A 24704-nucleotide genomic window follows, 5' to 3' on the forward strand; every position below is an offset into this window, starting at 1 on the left:
TTTTTCAGCCTGGCTTAAAAGTAATGCCCTCGATTTACATTATCTTTGTGGAGCAATTGGAACTTTTAAGTCATTCCAATCGTAGATTGTAAATCGTAAAATCGTAAATGTAATGGTGAAAATAGGAGATAAAGTCCGCTTTCTCAGTGAGGTGGGAGGCGGTGTGGTAACAGGATTCCGTGGAAAAGATATAGTATTGGTAGAAGATGCCGACGGTTTTGATATCCCTATGCCTGTCCGTGAGTGCGTGGTCATTGAAACGGACGATTATAATGTACCTACTCCGGCTGCAAAGGCGGCTGCCAAGAAGAAGGAGGAGGAACAGGCGGCACGTCCTGTTTTTGTCACTTCCAAAACCGCAAATGCTTCTTCAAATATTCAGGAAGTGCCGGCCGGGCGCTTGGCGAAACCGGAGATATCGGTTTATCGTCAGCCGGAAATGAAAGGCGGGGACATACTGAATGTTTTTCTGGCCTTTGTTCCGGAAGATATAAAGGCGGTCAGTACCACTCCTTTCGAGACATATCTGGTAAACGACAGCAATTATTGTCTATATTATGTTTACCTCAGTGCGGAGGGCAAAGCTTGGACTGTCCGTTCGCATGGGGTTGTCGAACCGAATACCAAGCTGTTGCTGGAAGAATTCGAAAAGTCGGAACTGAATGACCGTGAAAGGGTGGCTGTGCAGCTGGTAGCTTTCAAGGACAACCGTTCCTTTGTCATGAAACCTTCTGTCAGTGTGGAACTCCGTATCGATACGGTGAAGTTCTATAAACTGCATACTTTCCAAAGTACGGATTTCTTTGAAACTCCGGCGTTGGTTTATGATATTATCAAGAATGACCTTCCTGCCAGGCAGGTTTATGTTTCCGCCGAGGAGTTGCAGGAGGCCTTGATACAGAAGAAGACAATAGAGGATCATGTCTCTTCCAAGCCCCAGACCATTGTCAAGCGTGGCGGCAAGAACGGGATTATTGAAATAGACCTGCATATCGGTGAACTCTTGGATGATACCCGGGGGATGAGTAGCAGTGAGATGCTGAATTATCAGCTGGATAAATTTCGTGAAGTACTGGAACAGTACAAAGGAAAGCGTGAACAGCGTATCGTCTTTATCCACGGAAAAGGTGACGGGGTGTTGCGCAAAGCCTTGTTGGACGAACTGAAGCGGAAGTACCCCAATTTCAGGCATCAGGATGCTTCGTTCCAGGAATATGGGTTCGGGGCGACTATGGTAACGGTGAAATAACAGATTAGGACACTTGCATTGCCGTATTTCGCTAAAAAATGCTAAGTTTGCATATCTACATCGCACCCCGGAAGGTGAGGGCACGTACCTTACAGAAGATGCAGACCGTTAAAGATAGTCTGGTGCGTTATAATTATCTTGCGGTGGCATCCAAAACGTGCATGATGTCCTCTGAGAAACAGATATCTTCAGCAGTATCATGAAGAAGCGGGAAACTACCGGCAAGCCTATTTTTACTTGAAAGAGAACGAACGGATGGATGATTCTATCCGCAACGAACGTGTCAGGATGCGTACGGCGGATCTTGCCTTGTGTTATCAGCAGGATTCTACCGTGATGGCACAGAAAGTCTTTATACGGGAGAAAGAAAATGAGGTGCTTGAGTTGCGCCAGAAAAGTGGTGTTTGCATTAAAATTGTGGACAATGGTGGCGGTTATCGTCCGAATAGTTCAAATAGGGGCACTGGCACGGGGATGAAAGTCATTATGCAGACTATCCAGATTCTGAACATGAAAAACAAGGAATCAATTGATGTCTCTGTGCATAATATATCCTTGGACAATGGTGAGACAGGCTGTGAAGTTACCTTCCTATTGCCTGATAAATATGATTATAGAATTTAAGAGAGACTGTTTAATCTTGTTTTTGGCAAGGATAATCTCCTTTACGGTCATATAGTCCATAAATGTCTTGTATTAGTATTGTATGTAAACAAGATAATATTTATATTCGCAAAAGAAAACAAAAGATAAACATGGACAAGTACAAGGTAGTAATAGTGGATGACGATGAAGACTCTCTTGAAAATTTGAGTTTTGAATTGAGGAAGGATGCCCGCTTCTCCTTGGAAGGAACTGCGCGGAATGGCAAGCAGGGGAAGAAGTTGATTGCTAAAATACAACCAGATTTGCTGTTTCTGGATGTAGAGATGTCGGATATGACAGGCATGGAACTTCTGCAGGAGATGCGTGACTGTGTAGCATGGAACATGCGGGTGGTTTTCTATACGGCTTATGACAAGTATATGATACAGGCTATTCGTGAGGCTGCGTTCGACTATCTGCTGAAACCTTTTGAGGAACAGGACTTGAAGGATATCCTTGTACGTTTCGTGAAGCAGGTGGAGGTGAGGCGGAGAACGGTAGTGCCTGTAGGGATTCCGTTACATACGGGGCAGACTTTTATTGTATTCACTCCGACCAACGATATGCGTGCCCTGCGCCCTGTTGAGATCGGTTTTTTCCGGTATTGTTCCGACCGCAAGCAATGGGAAGTGATTCTTAATAACCAGCCGCCGCTGGTGTTGCGACGCGGGATGACTGCCGATCAGATTACCCAGTATTCCCCTTGTTTTGTGCAGATACATCAATCCTATATCATCAATATTGATTATCTGATGCTCATCAAGGACAACAGGTGCATATTGTATCCTCCTTTTGACAAGGTGACCGAATTGCTTGTCTCAAAGAAGTACAAGAAAGAATTGCAAGATCGTTTTTGCTTGTGAAAGTAAAATAATACAATAACTGGTTAGAGGGGTTAACACCGTATGAATGGTGTTAACATAAAAGAAGGGCGCTGAATCTGGTTCAGTGCCCTTTTTATCGCGATTCAAATACGTATTCCGTATTTATGCGAAGTGGATTTTACTTCACTTCGATACCTCTGTTCTGCAACGTGGCATTCAATACTCTGGCGTAGTCGGCATATTGCTTTTCGCTCAAAGTCTTTTTCATCAATTTCAGATTGCCATAAACTGCGTTGCGGAGCAACTTCTCTTGGTTCTTCTTTGAAGTAGTGGCGCGTGACATCTGTTCGTCGAAATATTCGCAGATGTTTGCGACTTCTTCATGTTGGACGGCATCTAATTTTAAATATTTACCCAACTTGGTTACGTTGATATTGCCTTCCCATTTTGCAGTCGTAGGTTGGTTTCCTGCTGCAAATGTCGTAGCAGCCAGGCAGACTGCTGCTACTAATGTTAATCCTAAACGTTTCATAATACCTACTTTTTTAATTGTTATTCCTAAAAACTAATCTTATTCTAAGCTAATACCTATTGAAAACGATCTAATCGCTTAGCTTTTCTTTTTACCTGTGCAAATATAGAAATATGTTTTATAACACAAAAACGGATAGGAAGGAAAGTGTGGGTTATACCATCATTTCTTGACTTATATCAATTTTGGGATGTGAAAATGGCTGTTTGATAGCTGTTTTGTAATACGAATGTAATAGTAAGTAGGGATGATTCTGTTTGTTTTGATAGGATGAATAGTCTTTTTGTTTACAAAAAGACATATGCTATTTGGGGAAGTCCATTGTTATTTGGGTTCCCGCGCAAAGTCCGACAAAGCCCAGTCCGCCCTTGACGTTTGTGGGTAAACTGACTGGTTCCATCAGAGTGGCGTCATAGTCGTCGTCCATGCAGTTCAGACCCTTGAAATAAAGATACTCGTCCCGGTTAAGGCTGAGCACGCGTACGCTTAGAGACTGCAGGGAGGCGTAAACGTTTTGGTATCCATTCAGATAGTCTAAGCCGAGAGCCGTATATACCTTTAATGTTGCATGGGAATTGGCAAACTGACTGTCGGTGAATATGTTGTATTTGTTGTTGATGATGGGAAACATCTCGTTGTCTTCATCCTGGTCGGAATTGGAGATATGCCCATCCGTCAAAATGATGTCTTCCCGGTTTATCAGTTCACGGTCGGTATAGTTGAAGATGGTATCCTTGTAGTGATAAACGGGATTGCCGGACTCATCGGTAACTTGGCTTCCGTCTTCGTTCAGTGAAGGGGCTGGATGACTGGCTTTTATGCGATAGTTGTTGAGCACTTCCAGCCGGTAGTAGTTTTTCTCGCCGGGAAGGTCGTGCAGGCTGACCAGTATCCGGCGGTAATCTCTCATGCCGCCCCATTGGAGTATTTTTGTGACACAGGTATCTACTTGTATGCTTTTGACCGGTTGCGGGACGGTCACCTCACTCTCTACGCAATAGTCTTTGCCTTCGGCTGTTGCCTCCAGACGGATATGGTCGCCCGGGCGGAAAACAGTGCGCAGGCAAAACGTCATGGGGGCATTCTTGGAGGGCGTAACCGGTTGGGGCTCTTCAGCTAACTGCCCGTTTACGTAGAGCGAGAGCGTGGCTTGTTTTACGGGCTTGATACTGTTGCCTTCGCTGAGGTGCAGATATACATAGTTTTCCGCTTCTCCGGCAGTAAGCAGGGCATTCATGATGAGCAGGGGCTTATGGCTGCCCGGATGGTAGGGGATTTCATTCTCGCAACCGAGCAGGAATACGGCGGCAAGCATGTAAGTACATATAATAGAGGAACGTTTCATTTTTTTAGTTTTCATATCCGGACTTTTTTAAATGAATTATACTTGGCTGTTCAGAATTTGTAGGTATAGGTCACAGAAGGTATGCAAGGCAGTATCGTCAGTTTTTTGATAATGGTTTTGCCTTCTTCCTTGGGCGTGGGGGCTTCCCCCGGTTTTCCGTTGTAATTATGATCGTAATAATCATTCATATTCCTTTCCATCTGCCATTTGCTGTACACGATATTCGGGTTCATGGCGTTGTAGGCGTTGTACAGGCTGATGTTCCAGGTTCTCATGCCATGTTTTGTCTTCTTATGAAAGTTGATGCCGACATTCAGGCGGTGGTTCGCAGGCAAACGGTAATTGTTGCGTTGCGATATGTGACTTCCGGGCTCCGTGCTGCCGTCGGGACGGATGATGACGGTAGCGCGTTCGGGTACGGTGATACAGCCGCCGGTATTGAATATCCAGGAGACACCTGCGTCTATACGTTCACTGAACTTATGGTTCAGGCAGAGGCTGATGTTGTGGCGGCGGTCATATTTATAAGGAAACCAGTTTCCTTGACTGATGCTGCCGTCGGGAAAACGGTGTTCTGTTTTTGACAAGGTATAGGATAGCCATCCGGTGGTACGTCCCAGGTTTTTCTGTACCAGGACTTCCAGGCCGAACGAGCGCCCCTGCCCTGTCTCTACTTTCTCTTCCCAATTGGTGGAAGTTCCGAAAAACGATACTCCGTCTTGATATTCCAGGATATGTTTCATTTGTTTGTAATAGCCTTCTACGGAAATCTCCCAGCCGGGAAACCCTGTGTAATATCCTCCCAATGAATATTGGTTGGCGTACATGGGGCGGATGTTTCGGGTAATGGGGACCCAAAGATCGGTAGGCATGGACAGGGGGGTGGAAGACAACAAGTGTACATATTGGCTCATGCAGGTATAGGAGGCCTTGGCCGAGAATCCGTCCCCGAATTCATAGCGGGCTGATAGGCGCGGCTGTGCCGACAGATAACTTTTCTCTTGGGTGTGAAACAGTGAGACCCGTAGTCCGGCATTCAGACTGAGGTTATTGCTGACAGTGAAGTTGTCTTCGGCGTAAAGGGAGAATTCCAGTCCGTTCATGTCACGGCTGGTGCTGGTATGGTAAAGAGTGTCGGTCAGTGCTACATTGCCTTCCACTTCCTGCATTTTTGAAGTGGAGACACCGGGACTGAATACATGGTGGATAAATTCACCGCCGAACTTTATGTGGTGTTCAGGTATGGGAGTATAGTCAAAATCTGTCCGCACGCTCCAGTCACGGATTCCCGAATGGAAATTCGAGCTGTAGCGATTGTAATTCTGCGTTTGGTCATTATTGTATTTTACGTCATTCATGTTACCTGTCAGTGTCATCCGATAACTGTTGTAGGAGAATGTTGAGTTGCTGAAAAGACGATTGTTGAAAACGTAGTTCCAGCGTGCATAGGCTACGGTATTTCCCCAGTTTAGATGATTTTTGCTGTCATAGTATGATATGCGTCCGGATGAACCTGTGCCGAGGTAGTCTTCATGGGAGTCGTAGTGGAAATGATCCTTCCCCCGGTAGAATCCTAAGAATAGGCGGCTGCGGTCATTGAACTTATGGTTCAGCTTGGCATTGACGTCATAGAAGTAGTAATTGTATTTTTCTGTATAGTGGATGTTGGGGGAGACGTCATCTTTGCTCACAATGAGATTCTTGAAAAATGCAGTAGGCATAGCCCGTGCACTGAAACTGAATGATGTCTTCCCTTTTACGATAGGGCCTTCTATATGCGCTTTGTCTGTCAGCGCTCCTATGCTGAACGAACCGTGGTATTGTTTCATGTCCCCGTCGTTGGTACGTACATCCACTATGGATGAAAGACGTCCGCCGTAGCGGGCGGGAAAGCTGCTTTTGAACAATGTCACGTTTTTCACGGCTTCGGGTGTGAAGATGGAGAATACTCCCAATAAATGGTCGGCATTGTAAACGGGGATTCCGTCCAGCATCACCAGATTCTGGTCAGAGCTTCCGCCACGTACATACATGCCGGAGAAACCTTCCATGCCGGCCTGTACGCCGGGCATCAGCTGGATGGTCTTCAACAGGTCGGCTTCACCGAGTATGGTAGGCGTATGTTGTATTTGGGACATGGGGATTTCATTGGTCCCCATAGCTGTGCTTTTTATGCCTGCGTCCCGTTTGTCGGACAAGATTACGACTTCTGCCAATTGATTGTTGGCAGTCAAATGGATGTTGAGTATGGTGTCTTTGTCGAGTTCGAAGTGAGTGTGGAACTTTTCATACCCCAGGTAGGAGAAGCCCAGATTGACTTCTCCTTCCGGCAGGGTAAGAGTGTAGAAACCGAAAGGATTGGTGGCAGTACCTGTGGAACGACGACTCTCAATGATATTGGCACCAATCAACGTCTCGGAAGACGTCCCGTCTGTCACGTATCCGCTGATCGTGAATTTACGGCTAACAGGTTTCTGCGGCATAGGTCGCTTGTAGAGCAGTATATGCTTTCCGGATATTTCGAACCTGATAGGTTCGTTTTGGAAAGCACGCTGTAGTATTTCGCTGACAGTCTGTTGCTTGGCTTCTAAGGTGATGCGCCGGGTCAATTTGACCTCTTCTCCATAGATGAAAGAGAAGCCGGTGGAATTTTCCATTTGCTTCACGAAGCTTTCCAGAGTGGCGTTGCGAATGTTAAGGTTTAGTTTTGTTCCTTTATTCTGTGCATTTAGCGGGAGGCTCAGGAGAACCACGCACATCAGGAACACGGTTCTGATGTGGTGGTGTGAACAGATAGTCGGATAGTCCATGGTTAGTTAAGCTTGCTGGTAAGGGTTATAGTATCGTTTGCTTGGTTATAAGTAAAGTTCCCTGCTTCTTTCAGCAGGTCGAGGATTTCTGTGAGGTTCTCGCCTTCTTGGAAGGTGGCCGTCATGCGGTAATTCTGCAGACTGTCTCCTTCTATGCAGATGTGTACGTTGAAGGTGGCAGACAGTTGACGGGCTATTTCTTGCAAAGGTTGCTGCTTGAAGACGAGAGGCCCTTGTCGTTGCGTGGAAGGCGTGGTGGTGCTTGTAGCCGTTGGAGCCTCCTGTTGCCGGATGGGCGCAAGGTAAATGTACTGATAGGCGGCCCAGCTTGCTACGCATAGCAAGACTATGGCGGCAGTGCTTGCCACACGTATCCAGAGTGTCCGTAGGTTTCTGCGGACAAATAGCCGTCGTTCCAACATTTTCCAGCTGTTCTCGGCCGAAAAACGTCCGCGGGGTGAGCGGGTGGAAGCGACCAGCTTATTCAGTATTTTGTCAAAATCCTCGTCCTTTATTCTCATTATAGTTCTATTTGACCACTAACTTCAAGGTTAGTTGGGTTTGTTTCACATTTTTGTCTTTGGGCGAACAGATAATCCTGACTTCTGTATTTTGTTTCATCTGCCTGGGAAAAAAACGTATGCGTGCCGTTGCCGATTTCTTTTTTGCGGGAATAATCACTTTCGTGTCCATTAACCTGAATGCGGGTTGTTCGCCCGGCTTCCATTTGCCCGCAAGAGTCACCTCTCTGTCTTTATCCTGTTTCTCGGCAGCAATGATTTTGATACTGATATCCTGGTCTTCCGCTGTTTTGCTGAATGTGTAGGTGGCCGTCATCTTTTCGAAACCGACATATTCGCCCGGATAGTTGGATTTACTGTCACTGCATGCGCTTAAACAAAGCACGGCAAGCAAGATGCCTGCTCCTTTTTTACATAAATTTCTCATAAGTCTTATTCGTTTAGTTCTTTACCGGTAAAGACAGCTGCTTTAGGGAAACTCCCTATCGGGATTCTCGAAAAAAATGTTAAAGATGCAGGATGTGCCGGTTTGGGTTGCAGGATTCTATAGGAGACTATTCCGGAAGCAGCATTTCCTTCAGCCGGGTAAGTGCTTTTTGAAGTTGTGCATCTACTGTTTTCACGCTTATATCCAATTCTTCTGCTACTTGTGCGTAGCTTTGTTTCTCTTCGCGTATTCGGATGAAAACTTCACGGCAACGTTCGGGAAGGCGGTCGAGCGCTTTTACATAACGCGCGAAGAGTTCCTCGCTGATGAGGGTCTCTTCCGGTGAGTTGGCCTGGTCGGCAGGTTCGGGAAGTTGGTCGGCAGGCCGGATAGCGTGTCTGTTTTCTTTTTCCAGATAGTTGAGAGCAGCATTCTTGGTAAGAATAAAGCAATAGTCTTCTATGTTGTTTATTTCGGGTAACTTTATACGCTGTTCCCAAAGGCGCATGAATACATCGAGGACTATTTCCTGTGCCCAGTCCTGGCGTTTTACATAATAGTAGGCAATACGGAACAGGCGGTCATGGCACAGGTTGTAGAAACCATGGAAGGCTCTTTCGGAGTCTTCTTCTTTCATTTGGCGCAAATATCGTCTGACTTCTTGTTCGGTCATGCTGTCGGGGATTTACTTATTCTTCCACATACATCAGGTCACTCAGGATGTTGTCTGAAATAAAGATGCCGTCTCGCGTAAGGGAGAGATAATCGTTATGTATATTGAGTTTGCCGCTTTTTAAGTGCGGGGCAGCCATGTTCCGGCAATATTGCCGGAATTCCGTTCCGAATGCCTGTTCTATATATTCTAAAGATACTCCCCGGCTTGTACGCAGTGAAGTCATGACACATTCATTGTAGCGTGTCACTTTATCCAAGACTTCTGTTTCGTAAGAACGGTGCCCTTTCTCTATTGAGTCTATGTAAGTGTCGAGGGAAGATAGGTTCCACTCTCTTGCCTCCGTATTGAAAGAATGCGCGGAAGGTCCGCATCCCAAATAAGGAATTCCTTTCCAATAAGAAGTGTTATGGCGGGAATGCATGCCGGGCTTGCAGAAATTGGAAATCTCATAATGCTCATATCCTGCATTGCCGAGGGTATCTGTCAATGTAGAGAAAAAACGTACACTGCTGTCTTCATCGACTTCACGGATGCGGTGCGCTTGCAGCATTTCGTAGATACGGGTTCCTTTTTCATAGGTCAGGTGATAGGCGGAGATATGCTCCACGTTGAGGCTGACGGCTTGTTGGAGGTCATGCGCCCATCGTTTGTCCGTCTCGCCCGGCAGGCCGTAAATCAAGTCGATGCTGATATTCCGGAAGCCTGCCTGCCGGCACCGTTCCACGGCAGTGATGGCTTGTGCGGAGTTGTGGCGCCTGTTCAGCAGTTTCAGGGTGGCATCATCAAAAGTCTGTATTCCCATGCTGATGCGGTTGAAGGGAAGAGCTTGCAGCATGGCGGCATATTCCTCCGTCAAGTCGTCGGGATTGGCTTCAAGCGTAATCTCTTCGGCATGTTCCAGTCCATAGGTATCTTCGATGGTTCTGAATATGGAAGAAAAGTCCTCCCCGGAAAGTTGCGAGGGAGTACCGCCACCGAAATAGATGGTTTTCACAGGCTCGTCTTTCAGATAATCTTTCCGGTTTTTCAGTTCCTGGCACAATGCATGTATGTAGCGTTGTTGCAGTTCGCTACGGGTAGTGGAGTAAAAATCACAGTAGATGCACCGGGTTTTGCAAAAGGGAATATGGATGTAGATACCTGCCATAGCTTGAAACGTTTGTTGGGTACAAAAGTAAGGTTTTGGCGGGAGAAAGCGGTTATTTTCGTTTTTTTTCTATAAATAGTTGGTATTTTATCTTTTTCGAACCATAATTCAACGTTATACAGAATTTATTATTTTTATCTTTGCGGCGACAGATATAAGAATTGCTATATCATTACACAAATATTATATCAAATTCATTACCATGAAAAAACATCTCATTACAGGGCTGCTCGCTACGTTTGCTTTGATGGCGAACGCGCAGTCTTTCAACGAATGGCGCGACTCTGAAGTCAATGCCGTGAACCGTGCCCCGATGCACACTAATTATTTCGCGTACGAGTCGGCTGATGCGGCCGGCCGTGGGGCCAAAGAAAAATCCACCAATTTCATGACTTTGAACGGTACGTGGAAATTCTATTGGGTGAAAGACGCCGATGCGCGTCCCACTGATTTCTGGAAACCGGGATTCAATGATAAGGGTTGGAACGATATGCCTGTTCCCGGCGTGTGGGAACTGAACGGTTTCGGTGATCCTATTTATGTCAATGTTGGCTATGCCTGGCGTAGCCAGTACCGTAATAATCCTCCTTTCGTGCCTGTTGAAAACAACCATGTGGGTTCGTACCGTCGTGAGATAGTGGTTCCCGCTGATTGGAAAGGGAAGGAGATCATCGCTCATTTCGGCTCTGTGACTTCCAATATGTATTTGTGGGTGAACGGTCGTTATGTGGGGTATAGCGAGGACAGTAAGCTGGAGGCGGAATTTAATCTGACCCCTTATCTGAAAGCCGGCCAGAAGAACTTGATCGCTTTTCAGGTGTTCCGTTGGTGTGACGGGACTTATCTTGAGGACCAGGATTTCTTCCGTTACAGCGGCGTAGGCCGTGATTGCTACCTCTATGCCCGCAATAAGAAACGTATTGAGGATATCCGCGTCACTCCCGATTTGGATGCCGATTACCGGAATGGTTCATTGCGTGTAGCGCTCAGCCTCAAGGGTGGCGGCAACGTCAGCTTGGAACTTCTTGATGCGGCAGGCAAAACGGTGGCAGCAGAAACTGCCCATGGCACCGGAACAGTGGTCATGAATATCGAAAATCCCAATAAATGGACTGCCGAGACCCCTTACCTCTATACTTTGCGTGCCACTCTTCAGGGAAGTGGCGAAGTGATTCCCGTTAAAGTGGGTTTCCGTAAAATCGAACTGAAGGATTCTCAGATATTAGTCAATGGCCAGCCTGTCCTCTTCAAGGGAGCCGACCGTCATGAAATGGATCCGGATGGCGGTTATGTCATTTCTCGTGAACGCATGATTCAAGATATCCGGATTATGAAACAGTTCAACCTTAACGCAGTGCGTACCTGCCATTATCCCGATGATAATCTCTGGTATGACCTTTGTGACCAATACGGTATCTATGTGGTGGCGGAAGCCAATGTCGAATCTCACGGAATGGGGTACGGAGAAAAAACGCTCGCTAAAAACCCAGGCTACAAGAAGGCGCATCTGGAACGGAACCAACGCAATGTGCAGCGTGGCTTCAATCACCCCAGCATCATCTTCTGGTCTTTGGGCAATGAAGCCGGATACGGCGCCAACTTTGAGGCTGCATACGATTGGGTAAAGGCGGAAGATCCGAGCCGTGCCTGCCAGTATGAACAGGCCGGCAAGACGGGGAAAACCGATATCTATTGCCCGATGTACCGGGGATACAATGCTTGCAGGGAGTATTGTGAAGATGCTTCCATGACAAAGCCCTTGATACAGTGTGAGTATGCTCATGCCATGGGGAACTCGGAAGGTGGTTTTAAGGAATATTGGGATTTGGTCCGTAAATACCCTAAGTTCCAAGGTGGTTTCATCTGGGACTTTGTTGACCAGTCTCCGCGATGGACGGGCAAGAACGGCAAGATGATTTATGCATACGGCGGTGACTTCAACCGTTTTGATGCCAGTGACATCAACTTCTGTAATAATGGCCTGATCAGTCCGGACCGTGTGCCCAATCCTCACATGTATGAGGTCGGCTATTTCTATCAGAATATCTGGACGACTCCCGCCGATTTGGCAAAGGGAGAGATAAATGTTTATAACGAAAACTTTTTCCGTGACCTTTCTGCCTACTACATGGAGTGGGAGGTGCTGAAAGGCGGTAAAGTGATACGTACCGGCCGTATGGAGAATCTGGACGTGGCTCCCCAACAGACTGCCAAGATTAAGCTGGACTTGGGCAAGACTTGCCAATGCACCGAATGGCTGCTGAATGTTTCCTACAAGTTGAAGAACCCCGAAGGTTTGCTGCCCGCCGGCCATGTGGTGGCAAAAGACCAGCTGACGCTCAATCCTTACAAGGCTCCTTCCATGGAACTGAAGAACTGCGAACAGAGTAATATCGAGGTGACGGCTCCCCAAGTGCAGGACAACGATTGGAAGTATCTCATCGTTTCCGGTGATGTTTTCCGTATGGAAATCAACAAGCACAACGGTTATCTGACCAAGTATGAAGTGAACGGACAGGATATGATTAAGGAAGGTGAGGCGCTGAAGCCCAACTTCTGGCGCGCTCCTACCGACAACGACTTCGGTGCAGGCCTGCAACGCAAATACATTGTCTGGAAGAATCCGGAAATCAAGCTGACTTCTTTTAACCAGCGTACGGAGAACAATCAGGTCATCGTGGAAGCGGCTTACGACATGCCGGGCGTTTCCGGCAAGTTGAATCTGACCTATGTCATCAACAACGCCGGTGCCGTCAAGGTAACCCAGAAGCTGACAGCCGATAAGAACGCCAAAGTATCGAACATGTTCCGTTTCGGAATGCAGATGCCTATGCCCCGCAGTTTCGAAACTGTCGAATACTACGGACGCGGTCCGGTCGAGAACTATATCGACCGTAATCATTGTACGGATTTGGGTATCTACCGCCAGAGCGTGACTGAACAGTTCTATCCTTATATCCGTCCGCAGGAGAATGGTGCAAAAAGTGACGTTCGCTGGTGGAAGATGCTGGATAGAGCCGGCAATGGCATCCGGATTGTGGCGTCCGCTCCTTTCTCTGCCTCTGCCTTGCACTACACCATCGAGTCTTTGGACGAAGGTTTGAACAAACAGCAGGGACACTCTCAAGAGGTGGATGAAGCCGACTTGACCAATCTCTGTATCGACAAGGTGCAGATGGGGTTGGGTTGTGAAGACAGCTGGGGGCGCATAGCTCGTCCTGAGTATCTGGTACCTTACGGTGATTATGAGTTTACGTTCATTCTCTCGCCGGTGCGCCATGAGATAGGGCTGAAGTAAACTTTCATAGTTGAGGAAGGAAATACCGGATCTATTTTAGTTTGAGGGACGTAAGTCTTGCGGAGTTGTCTAAAGACAGCATTTGCTTGATTTACGTCTCTTCATATTTATGGAAGAGAAGGACAGCGAAGGCTGTTGCAGCCGGGACTGTGTTTGTTGATATGATATTAGGCTTATTTTAAAATGGCTGGAATAGGCTTGATTGAACTATTTGCGGACTAAAAATACACATAATCCCTCTTTATATAGTTGGAAACTCCCTATATTTGCGGATATTCAAGTAACTAATGGCATGAAAAATAGAGCGAGTTTCCGATGTGGTATTTCATTTGTCTTATTGTTTTTATTTACTACGGTTCTCAACGCGGCAAATACAACTATCATTTCACATCTCAAGTTCAAGCGAATAACGACTCTCAATGGTCTTCCCACTGATGAAGTTCAGAAGATTTATCAGGATAAGGAAGGTTTCATCTGGTTGGCCACCCGCTATGGGCTTGCCAAGTATGATGGTTATCGGGTTACCGTATATAAGTCTAATCTGGATACCCCGGGGCTGCTTACGAACAATAACATCTATTGTCTGGCCGATGATTACGAGGGCAACCTATGGATTGGTACTCAAGAGGGCTTGAACAGACTCAATAAGAAGACGGGTGAAATGTATCAGTATAGTTCGCCTGCCATTCCTAACAATACAGTTTCTTGTTTGCTCGTTACAAAGGACAATACGGTATGGGTAGGATCTGATTCCGGATTGTGCAGGTATGTACCGTCGCAAGACTCTTTTATCGTATATGACAATATGCAAGATTGCGGTATGCTGGCGCAGGCTCCCATCAAATCTTTATTCGAAGATTCAGAAGGGGAATTATGGATCGGAACTTGGTCTGACGGGCTTCATCGTTACTCTCCCGAGAAAAACAAATTCTATGCTTATCCCTTAATAAACGAACGTAATTCGGCACACGTTATTTATCAGGATGCCGACGAACGTATGTGGGTCGGTGGTTGGGATTGTGGATTGTTCCTGCTGAACCATCCTAAGGATATGGAACAGGTCTCCTATACTTGCTATACCCATAAAGCAGGCGATGATACTACACTTTCGGACAATATCGTGTATGATATTGTGGAAGACTTGAATACCCATACCCTGTGGGTGGGTACGCGTTCGGGGCTGAGCATCATGGAGTACGACAAACCCGGACGATTCATTAACTATAAGTCGAGGCGTTCGCCCTACTACTTGCCGTGTGATGAAATAAACACGTTGCTGCGCGACAATTTCAATAATATCTGGTTGGGATCCATCGGAGGGGGTGCTTTGATGGCAGATACGAAGCAAACGCCTTTTGTCGGCCATCAGTTGAATGTAGTAGAAGAAGATGTGCCCAGCACTGCTGTACGTGTCGTTTTTGCCGATTCGGAAAATCACCTCTGGTTGGGAGCCGGAAGCTATGGCGTAGTCCGCAAGGATTCTGAAACCGGTGAGCAGGTTTTCCATACCCGTATTCCCGAATTTTCGGAAGTGGAGAGCGTGCCCACTGTCAATACGGTTATTCAGCGTGCCAATGGAGAGCTTTGGTTCGGTACTTACGATGGTGGTATCCTTGTTTACCGTAAGGGCGAGAAGGTGAAGGTGCTTACTGATGCCAACACCCACTATTTGTATTCCCGCTGTGTGACGGCATTGTATGAAGATAGCCGGAAGAATTGTTGGGTAGGATGCCGCGGTGGCTTAGGAGTAAATCTTGAGGATGGAGGTTACTATAAATTCGGGGTGATGCCTTTTGAAAATGGTGGTGTTTCCACGTGGTATCATGTGAGGGATATTGTGGAAGATATTGACGGTAGCGTATGGGTTGCAACGGCTAACTGTGGTATTATACATGTCAGAGGGAATGTAACCCATGCAGAAACTCTGAAATACAATAATTACAGCCAGAGAAACAAACAACTGGCGGTAAATTCAGTCTTGTGCTTGCATGTTGATAAGGCTGGCAGGTTGTGGGCCGGAACGGAAGGAAATGGACTATACCTTTATGATCGTAAGAAAGACGCTTTTCTTGAAAAAAGCCATTCCTATAATATACCAGGTGACTTGATCAGTTCTATAGAAGAAGACAGACAAGGAAAATTATGGATGGGAACGAACGTTGGTTTGGTACAGCTGAGTGTTCCGGCGGATGAGTCCTTATCTGCCGTGCGTGTCTATACTACAGCGGACGGTTTGCTCGATAATTTCTTCCTGCCTCATTCTTCGTGCAGCCGTGGCGATGAACTTTTTTTTGGCGGGAGTAAGGGATACAATAGTTTTTTCCCGGCTTCTCTGGTTGCTGCCAATGAGCAAGTACCTTCCTTGATTACTGATATAAAGATATTCAACCGTTCCTTCGCATCGCTTGAACCCGAGGTCAAAGCAAAAATATCCACTATGATGCCTTCGTTTACCGAAAAAATACAATTGCCATACACCTACAATAATTTCAGTGTTGAGTTTGCGGCATTGTCTTTTAAGAATCCGGAACTGAACCGCTATGCTTATCAGTTGGTGGGCTTTGATGATGAATGGCAATATACTGATGCCGGACGCCGTTTTGCTTACTACAACAACTTGGAGAGCGGTACATACAAGTTTCACCTTAAAGCCACCAATGAGAATGGCATCTGGAATAGTGATATACGGGAACTTACCGTAGTGGTATTGCCTCCTTTTTGGGCTACTTGGTGGGCGTATGTCGTTTATACTTTGCTGTTTGCTGCATTACTATATCTTACTTATCGTGTAGTTCGCAACCGTATGATATTGCGCAATACTTTGCGTATGCGTGAAATGGAGAAGTCGAAAGCCGAAGAATTGAATCATGCCAAGTTACAGTTTTTTACGAATATCACTCATGAATTGCTGACGCCGCTTACTATTATTTCGGCCACGGTGGACGAGCTGAAAATGCAGGTTTCCGGATATGATGACCTTTACACGGTAATGACCAATAATATTCGTCGCCTCATTCGCCTGTTACAGCAGATACTTGAATTTCGAAAGGCGGAGACTGGTAATCTGAGACTGCGGGTCTCGCCTGGTGATGTAGTCACCTTTGTGAAGAATGAAGCTGAATCTTTCCAACCGCTTATCAAGAAACGAAAAATTCATTTTTCCGTACTCTGTGATCCGGAGTCCATTATGGGATACTTTGATACGGATAAACTTGACAAGATATTGTATAATCTCCTGTCCAATGCGGCGAAATACAATAAAGAAGGCGGCTATATACAAGTGACGCTTTCCTATGCCGAGAACAAAGACTTTATTTGCTTGCGTGTAAAGGACAACGGTTGTGGCATCTCTAAAGAAAAGCAGGAAACTCTCTTTAAGCGATTCTATGAAGGGGATTACCGCAAGTTCAATACTATAGGGACGGGTATTGGTCTTTCGTTGACTAAAGACCTGGTAGAGCTGCACGGAGGTGAAATCCGTGTAGATAGCGATGTAAACCAAGGTGCGGAGTTCGTCGTTACCTTGCCTGTTGATCGTTCCTACTTTACCGAAGAGCAAATTGACGAAGAAACTGTATTGCCGTTACAGAAGACGATTACTTACGATGCCGATCCAATCATGGTATCTGTCGGTAACCAGCATACGGAAAAAATCAAGCAGCATACTCTTTTGGTAGTCGAAGACAATGAGGAATTGCTTCAACTGATGATGCGGTTGCTCCAGCGTGATTATAACATATTCACGGCCGAAAATGGAAAGGAAGCCGTTACGATAGTCGATAATGAAGATATAGACTTGATCGTGACCGATGTAATGATGCCTGTAATGGATGGTATTGACTTGTGTAAGTATGTAAAGACCAAGTTGGAAATCAGCCATATACCCGTTATTCTCCTCACCGCCAAAAATAAGGAAGAAGACCGCGCCGAGGCTTACGAAGTGGGAGCCGATGCCTTTATCGGAAAACCTTTCAACTTGGCTGTGTTACATGCCCGCATCCGTAATTTGCTGAAGACGAAAGAACGTACAGCGCATGACTTCAAGCACCAGTTGGTGTTCGAAGTGAAAGATATGAATTACACTAGCCTTGACGAGGACTTCATGCAACGTGCTATTGATTGCGTAAACCGTCACTTGGAAGACAGTGACTTCGACCAACCCCAGTTTGTGGACGAAATGGGTACCAGTAAATCTACTTTATATAAGAAACTGAAGTCGCTTACCGGACTTAATACATCTGCTTTCATCCGCAATATTCGCCTGAAAGCCGCTTGTCGCATTATGGAAGAGAAAGGCAGTTCTGTGCGCATCTCCGATCTGGCTTACGCTGTCGGTTTTAATGATCCCAAGTATTTCAGTTCTTGCTTCAAGAAAGAGTTCGGCATGTTGCCTACCGAATATGTGGAACGCTTTGCAGGATAAAAGAATTTACGGTCGCTTGAGGATGTTTTTGCTTCCATTGGTTGTTCTTTGGGATTTTGATGTTTTCTGGGGGTGAATTATGTCTCGAATAGCTCTGTGAGCCATAATTCGACCAAGCGGAGTTATTATTGGAGTGCTGTTGGCGGGTTAGGTACTTATATTTGCCATCGCTTTCACTGCATGATGTGATGACAGCAGATAACAATTTTTAATCTTAAAGTTTGTACAATGAAAAAACAGAGATTCTTTGAAGAACTCGGACCGAAAGTGTTTTGCACTTTTGCGGTTTGTTTGATTCTTCTGCTGAATGTTCAGTTCATGAACGCTCAAAGCTCAACAATCAACGTAAAAGGGGTAGTCAACGATGCGACGGGACCGGTTATTGGTGCCAGCATTATAGAAAAAGGCAAGACCACCAATGGTACCATTACCGATATGGACGGTAATTTCTCTCTGAATGTTCCTTCGGATGCCACTTTGGTTATCAGTTTTATCGGTTATACCACTCTGGAAATTCCTGTTGCCGGGAAAACTTCGATGACCGTTTCTCTTAAAGAAGACACCGAGATGCTGGATGAAGTGGTGGTAGTAGGTTTCGGCACACAGAAAAAGGTGAACCTGACCGGTTCAGTAGGTTTGGCTACTGCCAAAGACCTTGAATCCCGTCCGGTGACCAATGCCACACAGGCTTTGCAAGGTTTGGTACCGGGTTTGCAAATCAGTTCTTCAAGTGGCGCTTTGGATAAGTCGGCTTCTATCAACATCCGTGGTAACGGTACCATCGGTAAGGGCTCAAGCGGCAGTCCGCTTGTCTTGATTGACGGTATGGAAGGCGACTTGGACTTGGTGAATCCGCAGGACATCGAGAACGTTTCCGTATTGAAAGATGCCGCTGCTTCTTCTATCTATGGTAGCCGTGCGCCTTTCGGTGTGATTTTGATTACTACCAAGAAAGGCAAGAGTGGCAAGGCTACCGTAAACTACAACAACAGTTTCCGCTGGGGTAGTCCTATCAATATGCCCGAACAGATGGATTCTTATACGTTTGCCAACTTCTTTAACGAGGCAGCTCTCAATGCTGACAGGCAGGCTATTTTTAAACCGGATGTGATGCAAAAGATGATTGACTGGCAAGCTGCCGGTAAGACAAATACGGGTGGTATCGTAACTGATGGTAAGGTTTGGGGTAAGCCCGCAGGCGACCCGTACACAACCAGTTGTGCCAATACGGACTGGTTCTCTGAGATTTATCGGGATAATGTGTTCTCACAGGAACATAATGTAAGCATCAGCGGCGGTAGCGAAAAAATAAGTTACTATGCATCGTTGGGTTATTTGGACCAAGGTGGTTTGCTCCGTCACGGTACTGACAATATGAAGCGTTTCAATGCTACAGCCAAGGTGAACGCTGAACTTACCGATTGGATGAAGTTCAATTACAGTATGCGCTTTGTTCGTCAGGATATGCTTCGCCCGACGGCTTTCAGCACAGGCGATAACGGTGACGGGGGCTTGTATAATGCCATAGGCCGCCAAACGTGGCCCAACCTCAGTGTATATGATGAAAACGGCTATTACTTCGACAACAATGGTGGCGGTATTCCCGGACAGTTGGCCTTGGGAGGCGACCGTAATTGGCAAAGCGACCGTTTGTACCATCAGGCAGCTTTGATATTTGAGCCCGTCAAGGACTGGGTAACTCACGTAGAGTTCAACTATAGTACACTTAATAGCGACACTCGCGAAACATCTCTTCCGGTTTACAATCACGATGTGAACGGCAATATCATTGATACAAAAGGCACCAGCAGCCTCTATCAGGATTATAAGAAAGAGAACTATGCCAACTGGAACATTTATTCAAATTATTCGCTTACGCTGAATGATGACCACAACTTCAAGGTGATGGTCGGTTTCCAAAGCGAAGAGATGCGCCAACGTTTCTTCAGTGCCAAGGGATATGGCTTGCAATCCGAAGATTTGCCCGAACTCGACCTTATCTCCGGTTTGAACGGTGAAGGCAAAGAACAAGCCAATGAATTGGGAGGTTACCGCAACGAATGGGCTACAGCCGGTTTCTTCGGTCGTTTGAACTACGATTACCAAGATCGTTATATGGCCGAGGCCAACTTCCGTTACGACGGTTCTTCACGTTTCCGCGAAGGAAACCGCTGGCAGTTTTCTCCCTCTTTCTCTTTGGGCTGGAACATTGCGCAAGAATCTTTTTGGGAAGATTTCACGGATGTATGCAATCAGTTGAAACTTCGCGCCAGCTATGGCCAGTTGGGCAATATGAACACCAATGACTGGTATCCCACTTATCGTTTGATGACACTGAATATGGCTGGTGGCAAATGGCTACAGAACGGTGTACGCCCCAATACAGCTTATGTGGGCGAGCTGATTAGTACGGCATTATCTTGGGAAACCGTACGCACTTGGAATGTAGGTCTCGACTTTGGATTTTTCAATAACCGACTCACCGGTACTTTCGATGTATATACCCGTTTTACCGATAATATGGTAGGTCCGGCACCAGAACTTCCGGCCACATTGGGTATCGCTACTCCAAAAACCAATAACTGTGACTTGAAGACGGTGGGATGGGAACTTACGTTGGGCTGGCGCGACCAGATGAGCTTTGGCTTGGATTATGGCATCAAGTTCAATCTTTCCGATGCCCGCACGTATGTAGAAAGTTATCCGGGTAATCCCACCAACGCCATCGGTAATGGTAACTTTATTGCCGGACGCGAACTTGGCGAAATCTGGGGCCTCCAAACGGTAGGCATTGCTAAAACTGAGGAAGAGATGAAAGCTCACATCGCACAGGTAGGTGGACAAGACCAGATTGGTTCTAAAAAATGGGGCGCAGGTGACATTATGTATGCCGACTTGGATGGAAAGCCCGGCATTACTCGCGGCGCACAGACACTCGATGATCACGGCGACCTGACTGTCATAGGTAATGACACTCCACGTTTCTTGTTCGGTATCGACTTGAATGCCGCTTACAAAGGTTTCGATATTCGCGCCCTCTTCCAGGGAGTGATGAAGCGTGACTACTTCCAAAACTCCGACATCTTCTGGGGTACTACCGATAGCGAATGGTGGTCTATGGGCTTCAAGGAGCATCAGGATTATTTCCGTGAAGAGCCTGTTGGTCTGGAAGGTCACGAGATTCCCGCCAACATTAATGCTTACTATCCTCGTCCCCGTTTTGACAGCAAACAGAATCACGAAACCCAGAGCCGTTACCTGCAAGATGCTTCGTACATTCGCTTGAAGAACCTGCAAGTGGGCTACACATTGCCGCGTAGCATCGTAAACAAGACCGGTTTCCAGAACCTGCGCGTGTATGTATCGGGCGAGAACCTCTGGACCGGTACCAGCCTGATTAAGCTTTTCGACCCCGAGACTATCAGCGGTGGACGTGGCGGTAACGTATACCCTTTGTCGCGCACCATTTCCGTAGGTTTGAGCGTAACACTCTAACGGAGATTATTCGAGATGATATTTTGTAACAATAGAACCTTTTAAATATAATAGACATAATTATGAGACATAAATATATTCAGCATATTGCACAAGTTGCTTTAGCTGTGGCACTGCTTGGGGGAACCACCTCGTGCGAGGATTTCCTGAACCGCGAACCTATGTCAAAACTTTCACCCGAGACTTACTATACATCGGCTGCTCAACTGGAAGCCAACTTGAATGACGAATATCCCAACATCCTGCCCTCTTACGGACAGTGGGACTACGGCATCTATGGTGAAGATAACGATACTGACAATCAGACGGATGACTACATTCATGACCGTTTTACCACCGACCAATGGAGAGTGCCCCATACGGAGGAAGACAACTGGAAGTTTGAGCGCATCTATCGTACCAACTTCTTTTTGAGCCAGGTGATGCCCAAGTTCGGAACTGCTATGGACGGATCGCAGAATACCATTAGCGGTACATTGCCCGATGTGAAACATTATATTGGTGAGATGTATTTCCTCCGTGCTTTTGAATATTTCAAGAAGTTGCAACTCTTCGGCGATTTTCCTATTATTACCGAACCTTTGGTTGATAATGCCGCGTCACTGGTCGAAGCCTCCAAACGTCAGCCACGAAACGAAGTGGCACGCTTCATCATCGAAGATTTGGAAAGAGCTGCTGAGTTTATGAAAGACGTGGATAAGGCAACTACCCGCATCAACCGCGATGTGGCTCTGCTCATTAAGAGCCGTGTGGCTCTGTTTGAAGCATCTTGGTTGAAGAACTTTGCAGGTACGGCTTTTGTGCCCGGTGGTGAAGGATGGCCCGGTGCCGCTTTGCACAGCGGATATGCTTATCCCGAGGGGAGCATAGAAAAAGAGATAGAATTCTTCTTGAAGAAGGCTACCGAAGCCGCCAAGGAAGTGGGTGATAAGTATATGAACCGACTTACCCAAAATACAGGTCTTGTGCCGCAATCGGCCACCGACCCTGTCAACCCCATACTCGATATGTATGCGCAGGAAGATTTGAGTAACGTGCCCGAAGTACTGATGTGGCGCCAATATGCCCGTGGCATTGAAACATACAACATCAATGCGGCTGCCTGCCGTGGTAACTATCGTATCGGTCTGACTCGCGGATTGGTGCAGAACTTCTTGATGCAGGATGGCACACCGGTTTATACACATGGAACGTATTCCGATGGAGACGGCTATTATATGGGTGACAAGGAAATAGGCAATGTCCGTATGAACCGTGACTCCCGCCTCAGTGTATTTTTGAAAGAACCCGGACAGAAGAACATCTTGTTTGAGGTTGACAACAACGAAGGTACGGAAGTGTTTATGGAAGAGCCTTATCCCGGCATTACCAACAGTGATAGCGAGCGTGGTTATGTCACCGGCTATGTTGTTCGCAAAGGTGGTTCGTTCAATCGTAAGTATTACGCCAATGGTGGTGGTTATACTGCGGCTGTGGTATTCCGCGCCACTGAAGCTTTGCTCAACTATATGGAGGCGAGCTATCTGTTGAACGGAAGCTTGGACGCTACCGCGCAGAATTATTGGAAAGCCTTGCGTCGTCGTGCAGGGATGGACGAAGATTTCAACAAGACCATCGCCTTGACAGATATGAGCAAGGAGGCCGAGAATGACTGGGGAGCTTATACTGCCGGCAAGCTTGTTGACAAAACACTCTATAACATTCGTCGCGAGCGTCGTTGCGAATTTATGGCCGAAGGTCTCCGCTATATGGACTTGCGTCGTTGGCGTGCGATGGACCAACTGATGGAGAATCCGTATCACATCGAAGGTATGCACTTGTGGAATACGCCGATGGAGGAATGGTACATCGGAGAGAACGGTAAGTCAATCTTGATTGGCGATGGTTCCGAAAATTCGAACGTGTCTTCCAAGGAGCGTAGCGAATACCTCCGTCCGTTCGAGCGCTATGCTGCTCAGCCGGGTTATGAGGGTTGTACTTGGAAGATGGCTCACTACTTGCAACCCATTATGGTGAAGCAGTTGCAACTCACCGCCTCTACGCCGGGTGATGTTTCAACGTCGGTTATCTATCAAAATCCGTATTGGCCTGTTACGGCAGACCAACCGGCAGAGAGATAAGGTAAAAAAGGTTTTCAATAGGTTTTTGACTTTTTAAGAGGATGGAATCTTCTACGGACAAGTAGGGTTCTGTCCTCTGTTTATATAATATGAATCAGCATGGAAAGAGTATTAGTCTTATTGGGTTTGTTTGTCTTGCTGGCAATGGTCGGCAAGGCTCAGAGTGATTGGAAAGATGTTAACGGTGAGTATATCAATGCGCACGGTGGGGGCATATTGGCCTACGGCGGCAAATATTATTGGTTTGGCGAACACCGTCCGGCTAAAGGATTCATAACCGAAGTAGGGGTGAATTGCTATTCATCCACTGATTTATGTAACTGGAAGCACGAGGGAGTTGCCTTGCCTGTATCACCCGAAGCGGAAAGTGAGATAGGGAAAGGCTGTATTATGGAACGTCCTAAGGTGATATACAATAAGAAGACCGGGAAATTTGTTTTATGGTTTCATCTTGAACTGAAAGATAGGGGATATGAAGCCGCCCGTGTCGGTATGGCGGTGAGCGATACTCCTGCAGGACCTTATCGCTTTGTCCGCTCCATGCGTGTTAATCCCGGAATATTTCCGATGAATATGTCTCAGCCGGACAGAAATATGCAGTGGGATTGGGATAAATATAAGGAATGGTGGACTCCGGAATGGAGAAAAGCAGTCGAGGAAGGGCTTTTTGTACAGCGTGATTTGAAGGACGGACAAATGTCTCGCGATATGACCTTGTTTGTGGATGATGACGGGAAGGCATATCATATCTATTCGTCCGAAGAGAATCTTACCTTGCAGATTGCCGAACTGACGGATGATTATCAAGGCTACACGGGAAAGTATATCCGTATCTTTCCGGGTGGTCACAATGAAGCGCCGGCCATTTTTAAACACGGCAATATCTATTGGATGATAACATCCGGCTGTACCGGTTGGGCTCCTAATGAAGCCCGTATGTTTTCAGCTTCTTCCATCTGGGGACCGTGGACACAACATCCGCATCCGTTTATCGGGCCGGGAGCTGAAAAGACATTCGGAGGGCAAAGTACTTATGTCCTTTCTTTGCCTGAAAACAAATATATTTTTATGGCGGATGTGTGGAAACCGGATAGCTTGATGTATTCCCGCTATATCTGGCTGCCTATTGAATTTGATAAAGCGGGAATGCCTGTTATAGAGTGGAAAAACAGTTGGAAACCGAAGTGAGATC

The 24704-nt window shown here is 46.5% G+C and carries 14 protein-coding genes and 1 pseudogene; 8 read left to right on the top strand and 7 right to left on the bottom strand.

The features are described 5' to 3' along the window. Positions 1–115: 115 nt before the first annotated feature. The 3 genes and pseudogenes from HMPREF9446_RS00865 to HMPREF9446_RS00875 all read left to right on the top strand — a co-directional run bounded on the left by HMPREF9446_RS00865 (position 116) and on the right by HMPREF9446_RS00875 (position 2757). Complete coding sequence (locus HMPREF9446_RS00865; RefSeq protein WP_039968214.1) at positions 116–1249, top strand: DUF2027 domain-containing protein; 1134 nt, start codon at positions 116–118, stop codon at positions 1247–1249. A gap of 171 nt (positions 1250–1420) precedes the next feature. Then, positions 1421–1873 (top strand): annotated as a pseudogene (locus tag HMPREF9446_RS00870) (ATP-binding protein); the annotation flags it as partial. 131 nt (positions 1874–2004) lie between these two features. Further along, positions 2005–2757 (top strand): LytR/AlgR family response regulator transcription factor, encoded by a 753-nt coding sequence (locus HMPREF9446_RS00875; protein WP_039968189.1) that lies wholly within the window; start codon positions 2005–2007, stop codon positions 2755–2757. A gap of 139 nt (positions 2758–2896) precedes the next feature. On the opposite strand, the gene HMPREF9446_RS00880 is transcribed toward HMPREF9446_RS00875, so the two are convergent. The 7 genes from HMPREF9446_RS00880 to hemW form a co-directional block, all read right to left on the bottom strand. Next, positions 2897–3250, bottom strand: coding sequence for a hypothetical protein (locus HMPREF9446_RS00880; RefSeq protein ID WP_009123560.1), 354 nt, complete (start codon positions 3248–3250; stop codon positions 2897–2899). 304 nt (positions 3251–3554) lie between these two features. Further along, a complete protein-coding gene (locus tag HMPREF9446_RS00885) occupies positions 3555–4610 on the bottom strand; it encodes a DUF4249 domain-containing protein (protein WP_009123562.1) in 1056 nt (351 codons plus the stop codon). A gap of 35 nt (positions 4611–4645) precedes the next feature. Beyond that, positions 4646–7354 (bottom strand): TonB-dependent receptor, encoded by a 2709-nt coding sequence (locus HMPREF9446_RS00890; protein WP_009123563.1) that lies wholly within the window; start codon positions 7352–7354, stop codon positions 4646–4648. Positions 7355–7407: 53 nt separating this feature from the next. After that, positions 7408–7926: a DUF4974 domain-containing protein gene (locus tag HMPREF9446_RS00895; protein WP_009123564.1), complete on the bottom strand. Its 519-nt coding sequence runs from the start codon at positions 7924–7926 to the stop codon at positions 7408–7410. A 7-nt stretch (positions 7927–7933) separates the two neighbouring features. Beyond that, positions 7934–8353, bottom strand: coding sequence for a hypothetical protein (locus HMPREF9446_RS00900; RefSeq protein ID WP_009123565.1), 420 nt, complete (start codon positions 8351–8353; stop codon positions 7934–7936). A 127-nt stretch (positions 8354–8480) separates the two neighbouring features. Next, on the bottom strand, positions 8481–9026 hold the full coding sequence (locus tag HMPREF9446_RS00905) for an RNA polymerase sigma-70 factor (RefSeq protein ID WP_009123566.1): 546 nt from the start codon (positions 9024–9026) through the stop codon (positions 8481–8483). Positions 9027–9042: 16 nt separating this feature from the next. After that, a complete protein-coding gene (hemW, locus tag HMPREF9446_RS00910; protein WP_039968198.1) occupies positions 9043–10176 on the bottom strand; it encodes a radical SAM family heme chaperone HemW in 1134 nt (377 codons plus the stop codon). A 202-nt stretch (positions 10177–10378) separates the two neighbouring features. On the opposite strand from hemW, the gene HMPREF9446_RS00915 reads away from it, so the two are divergent. The 5 genes from HMPREF9446_RS00915 to HMPREF9446_RS00935 all read left to right on the top strand — a co-directional run bounded on the left by HMPREF9446_RS00915 (position 10379) and on the right by HMPREF9446_RS00935 (position 24700). Beyond that, the gene (locus tag HMPREF9446_RS00915) at positions 10379–13474 is read left to right on the top strand and encodes a glycoside hydrolase family 2 TIM barrel-domain containing protein (protein WP_039968215.1); all 3096 of its coding nucleotides are present in this window, start codon (positions 10379–10381) and stop codon (positions 13472–13474) included. Between the two features lie 292 nt (positions 13475–13766). Further along, complete coding sequence (locus tag HMPREF9446_RS00920) at positions 13767–17897, top strand: hybrid sensor histidine kinase/response regulator transcription factor (protein ID WP_009123569.1); 4131 nt, start codon at positions 13767–13769, stop codon at positions 17895–17897. Positions 17898–18125: 228 nt separating this feature from the next. Further along, positions 18126–21392 (top strand): SusC/RagA family TonB-linked outer membrane protein, encoded by a 3267-nt coding sequence (locus tag HMPREF9446_RS00925; protein WP_009123570.1) that lies wholly within the window; start codon positions 18126–18128, stop codon positions 21390–21392. Positions 21393–21454: 62 nt separating this feature from the next. Beyond that, complete coding sequence (locus HMPREF9446_RS00930) at positions 21455–23512, top strand: RagB/SusD family nutrient uptake outer membrane protein (protein WP_009123571.1); 2058 nt, start codon at positions 21455–21457, stop codon at positions 23510–23512. Between the two features lie 99 nt (positions 23513–23611). Then, a complete protein-coding gene (locus tag HMPREF9446_RS00935) occupies positions 23612–24700 on the top strand; it encodes a glycoside hydrolase family 43 protein (RefSeq protein WP_009123572.1) in 1089 nt (362 codons plus the stop codon). The last annotated feature ends 4 nt before the right edge of the window (positions 24701–24704 follow it).

The sequence above is a fragment of the Bacteroides fluxus YIT 12057 genome (assembly GCF_000195635.1).
Lineage (GTDB): Bacteria > Bacteroidota > Bacteroidia > Bacteroidales > Bacteroidaceae > Bacteroides > Bacteroides fluxus.